Consider the following 4,212-nt stretch of genomic DNA (forward strand, 5'->3'; position numbering starts at 1 on the left):
CTCTTGTGTTTGGGCCGCGCCGCCCCCCCCCCCTCCCGGGGGGCGGCCCCCGCCGCATTACGCCGATGTCGATCCCGCGCCACTGACGCCCGCCGGGGCCGGTCGCCGCACAGCGACACAGCACGGCGCACCGCGACACCGCACCGGCGCAGCAGGGACTCGCCTCGGGGCAGCACACCCGCCGGCGTCGTTACCCGGCCCACCGACGGAGCGCACGCCGCAGGCTGCGTTCGTCGCGGTAGCCGATCCTGGACGCGACGGCGCGCAGGGGCAGGCGCGCGTCACCCAGCAGCCGGGCGGCGTGATCGGCACGGGCGCAGTCGACTTCGGCGCGCCAGGTGGTGCCGAGTTCGTCGAGCCTGCGCTGCACGGTGCGCGGGCTCAGATGCAACTGCGCGGCGACCCGGCCGATGGTCGGTGTGCCCTCGAAAAGCGCTGCGGTGAGGGCACTTCGGAAGACGGCGTACCAGTCCGGCACGGGTTTGGCCGCGGTACCGAGCATCTCGGCGTGGGCGCGCAGCACCTCGGACAATCCGGGCCGGACGTCGGCGCGCGGCGCGGTGAGGTCGGCGGCGAGGAAGGTGACGGTGTTCGCCTCGCAGCCGAAATCGATACGGCTGGTGCCGAACAGGTCGGCGAGTTCCCCGCGAGTACCCGACAGCGGATGCGCGAAGCCGACATGCACCGGCACGATGTGCTGTCGCGCGGCCTCCCGGCACCGGGACAGCACCATGGCCAGCGCGTACTCTCCCACCGCCGCCATCACCGCGGGCTCGGCGACGCAGGTCCGGTGCCACACGGTGAGTAGCGCTCCGTCGGTATGTAATTCGAGCAGTTCGCTCCCCGCGTCGCAGATCACGTCGCGATAGTGGAACCCGTCGCGCAGCCCGTCGGCCACAGTCGCGCCGGAGACGAACAGGTAGTCCCAGACGCCGAAGGTGCCGAGGGGTGAGCGCCGCACCAGCTCGGTCGCGAGCCCACCCTGCCGCAGGGCCGTCAGCACCTCCCACACCACCGTCGCCGAACTCGTCGGCACCCGGACGAGGTCGTCGGCGAGCACCTCGTCGGCCAGGTCGGGTAGCCCGGTGAAACAGCCGGGGCTCGCGCCTGCCGCGCGGGTGGCGTCGACCACGAAGCGCACGAGCCGCGCGGATACCGTGTCGCGCAGGCCGGCCCGGCCCGGCGATGTCGTGATTTGTCCGTTTTCTGACATGTTCGCGCCCTCCGACGCGGTCGGTTCCTGGCCCAGGGTTGTACCGACGAGCTTCGAGCCGACATCGACGAAACTCACCCGGAGGGCCCCATGAATGCGGAGAACAGCACTGCGACAGCGACGGTCGGCGCCTACACGGTCCAGCTGCGGGTGACTCCCGAGCCGGTGAGCACGCCGATGAGCATCACGATCCTGCGCGCTGACGCGCCGATCGCCCTCGATCAGCCGGTCGAGGTGAGCGTGCGGCGCAGCGGCGGCGAACCGGTCGGGATCGACCCGGTTCTCGCGCTGGCGACCACCGAGCTCCGTTTCCGTCTGGACACCGGGTATCCCGGCAACTGCCGTCTCGGCCTGACGTTCCGGCACGACGGTGCGGCACACACCGTCGAGTTGCTGATCGCGAACGTCACGCCCGCACGGACGCGCGGATGGCGCAGCCGATCCTGTTGTGCCGCACCGGCACAGTGAATCGCCCGGCCTCGCGGTCCGGCGGGACCGTCAGCGCCGATCGATGCAGAGTCGTCCGAGGATGTCGCGTCCCCCACCGAATAGCGCAGGCGGACCGCGCATTCCGGCGCGCGCCGACGAAACGGCAACGGCCACCAGGAAAATCGTGAGGGCGAACAGCAGGAGCACGAGCACCGGCCCGACGGCACCCGGCGAAACCGGCAGCGTCGCCTCCTCGACCACCCGCACGAACTGCTGCGCGACATGGGGATGCGCGGGCGTGATCAGTTCATGGTCGGGCAGCGCCGTGGCGGCCACGTCCTGCGGCGCCGGATGGTGATGATCGCTCGCGGCCGCGCCGACCAGCAGCGCGCCGAACACCAGCACGGCCAGGACGAGAGCGGACAGCGCCCGAACGCCACCCCACTCCAGTAACCAACCGCCCGGTTTCACGTCGCCAACGGTAACAACCCGCCGCGCCCGACCGTGACCCCTTCGCCTGGCAAGCCCCTCACCAGCACCGATGACGAGTGACTCAGATCACCATCACAAACCCGCGCCCTCCCGCATCCCATAGTCGACCCAGATTTTCCCGGCAGGAGGCAGACGATGGACATCGTGGTGATCGGCGCAGGATACGCGGGAACAGTGGCGGCGAACCGACTGGCGAAGAAGGCACCGCAGGCCCGGATCACCGTGGTCAACCCACGGCCCGATTTCGTCGAACGGGTGCGGCTGCACGAGCAACTGGCCGGAACCGGCACGGCCGCGACCCCACTCGCCGACATACTCGCCCCCACCATCGCGACCCGGGTGGCGGGCGCGGACAAGATCGGAGACGGCACCGTGACCCTCGACGACGGCACCGCTCTCGACTTCGACCACCTGTTCGTCGCGGTCGGCAGCACGGCCGCACCGCTGCCCGGCGCGATTCCGGTCGGCACGTGGGAGGGCGCAGAGCAGGCGCGCACGGCCCTGGCCGCACTGGCGGCGGACCGCACCGTCACCGTGATCGGGGGCGGACTGACCGGCATCGAGACCGCGGCGGAGATCGCGGAGGCCAGGCCGGATCTGCGGGTCCGGTTGGTGGGGGCCGAGATCGGCGCGAGCCTGTCGGCGGGCGGACAGCGGCGCGTGCGGCGCGGGTTGGGCAGGTTGGGCGTGGCGATCGTCATCGACGCGGTCGAGCGGATCGAGAACGGGGAGGTGTGGCTGCGCTCGGGCGGCGCACTCGAGTCGGACCTGACCCTGTGGGCGGTGGTGTCGGCCGTGCCCGACCTGGCCGCACGCAGTGGGCTCGCGGTAGCCGCCGACGGCCGGGCGCTGGTCGACCCGTACCTGCGCAGCGTGACCGATCCACGCGTCTTCGTCGTCGGCGACTGCGCCGCCGTGCCCGGGGCGCGGATGGCCTGTGCGACGGCGTCACCGCAGGGCGCGCACGCGGTGGATACGCTGATCCGGATGATCGAAGGACATGAGCCACAGCCCTATTCGATGGGATATGGCGGCCAGGCACTGAGCATCGGCAGGCGCGACGCCGTCGCCCAGACCTCGCGCCGCGATGACAGCCCGTTGCCGGTGTCGTTCGGGGGACGCGGCGCGGCGTTCGCCAAGGAGCGCGTCGTCCGGTACGCCGCATGGGGCGCGCGCACCGGCAACAGTGTGTGGCTGAGCGGCCCGAAGCGGTGACCACCGAGCACGAGCAGGCCTTCGCCGAGAACCGGCGACTGCTTTTCTCCATCGCATACGAGATCCTCGGCTCGGTTGTCGACGCCGAGGACGTGCTGCACGACAGCTATCTGCGGTGGGTCGACGTCGATCTCGCTCCCGTCGAGAACCCGCGCGCCTACCTCGCCCAGATCGTCACCAGACAGGCGCTCGGCGTCCTGCGCTCGGCCGCGCGCAGGCGCGAGGAGTACATCGGGCCGTGGCTGCCCGAGCCCCTGGCGGCGGCGTCCGAGGGCGGGGTCGAGCACGTGCTGACCGGCGAGGCGGTGACCACCGCGATGCTGCTCGTGCTGGAGACCCTGACCCCGGTGCAGCGGGCGGTGTTCGTGCTCCGTGAGGTGTTCGCGTTCAGCTATGCCGAGATCGCGACGGCCGTCGGCAAGTCCGAAGCGGCTGTGCGGCAACTGAATCAGCGTGCCAGGGATCGGGTGCACGAGAAGCGGCACACCGCGATCGCGACACCGGCCGAGGCGCAGTCGGTGGCCGAGCGCTTCTCGATCGCGGCGGCCACCGGCAATGTGCAGGCACTGATGGACGTGCTGGCGCCCGACGTGGTCTACATCAGCGACGGTGGCGGCGTGGTCAACGCGGTGCGCAGGCCGGTGCTCGGACCGGACAAGGTGGCGCGGCTGGTCATCGGCCTGTTCCAGAAGGGCCACCGGATGGGCGAGGTGGGCGTGCACTTCGCCGTCTACAACGCGATGCCGGCGGTCGCCGCGACGATCGACGGCGCGCTCGACTCGGTGACCTCCAACGATGTCACCGACCGCGTCGGCACAGCGGTGTAATGCGTTCGCAACCCCCACAAACACAGGACCAGTCTC

At 71.1% G+C, this 4,212-nt stretch carries 5 protein-coding genes; 3 read left to right on the forward strand and 2 right to left on the reverse strand.

Annotated features, from left to right (window positions below):
• Window positions 1-190 precede the first annotated feature (190 nt).
• Window positions 191-1,291 carry an AraC family transcriptional regulator ligand-binding domain-containing protein gene (locus ACFWPJ_RS23295; protein ID WP_378854509.1) on the reverse strand — a complete coding sequence of 367 codons (1,101 nt, stop codon included), beginning with the start codon at window positions 1,289-1,291 and terminating at the stop codon, window positions 191-193.
• A gap of 12 nt (window positions 1,292-1,303) precedes the next feature.
• Here ACFWPJ_RS23295 and ACFWPJ_RS23300 point away from each other — a divergent pair, with 12 nt between their 5' ends.
• Complete coding sequence (locus ACFWPJ_RS23300; RefSeq protein ID WP_378854510.1) at window positions 1,304-1,681, forward strand: hypothetical protein; 378 nt, start codon at window positions 1,304-1,306, stop codon at window positions 1,679-1,681.
• Window positions 1,682-1,711: 30 nt separating this feature from the next.
• Here the strand turns inward: ACFWPJ_RS23300 and ACFWPJ_RS23305 are convergent, their stop codons facing one another.
• Window positions 1,712-2,047, reverse strand: a complete 336-nt coding sequence (locus ACFWPJ_RS23305; RefSeq protein WP_378854511.1) for a hypothetical protein — start codon at window positions 2,045-2,047, stop codon at window positions 1,712-1,714.
• Window positions 2,048-2,269: 222 nt separating this feature from the next.
• Here ACFWPJ_RS23305 and ACFWPJ_RS23310 point away from each other — a divergent pair, with 222 nt between their 5' ends.
• Both ACFWPJ_RS23310 and sigJ read left to right on the forward strand, forming a co-directional pair.
• Window positions 2,270-3,349: an NAD(P)/FAD-dependent oxidoreductase gene (locus ACFWPJ_RS23310; protein ID WP_378854512.1), complete on the forward strand. Its 1,080-nt coding sequence runs from the start codon at window positions 2,270-2,272 to the stop codon at window positions 3,347-3,349.
• Complete coding sequence (gene sigJ, locus ACFWPJ_RS23315) at window positions 3,325-4,176, forward strand: RNA polymerase sigma factor SigJ (protein WP_378854513.1); 852 nt, start codon at window positions 3,325-3,327, stop codon at window positions 4,174-4,176. Before ACFWPJ_RS23310 ends, sigJ begins: the two co-directional genes overlap by 25 nt.
• Window positions 4,177-4,212: the final 36 nt, after the last annotated feature.

Source organism: Nocardia sp. NPDC058497 (assembly GCF_042720195.1).
Lineage (GTDB): Bacteria > Actinomycetota > Actinomycetes > Mycobacteriales > Mycobacteriaceae > Nocardia.

What these genes read in the sequence shown, in the direction of transcription:
- ACFWPJ_RS23300 (WP_378854510.1), top strand. Translation starts at nt 1,304, where the DNA reads ATGAATGCGGAGAACAGCACTGCGACAGCGACGGTCGGCGCCTACACG.
- ACFWPJ_RS23310 (WP_378854512.1), top strand. Translation starts at nt 2,270, where the DNA reads ATGGACATCGTGGTGATCGGCGCAGGATACGCGGGAACAGTGGCGGCG.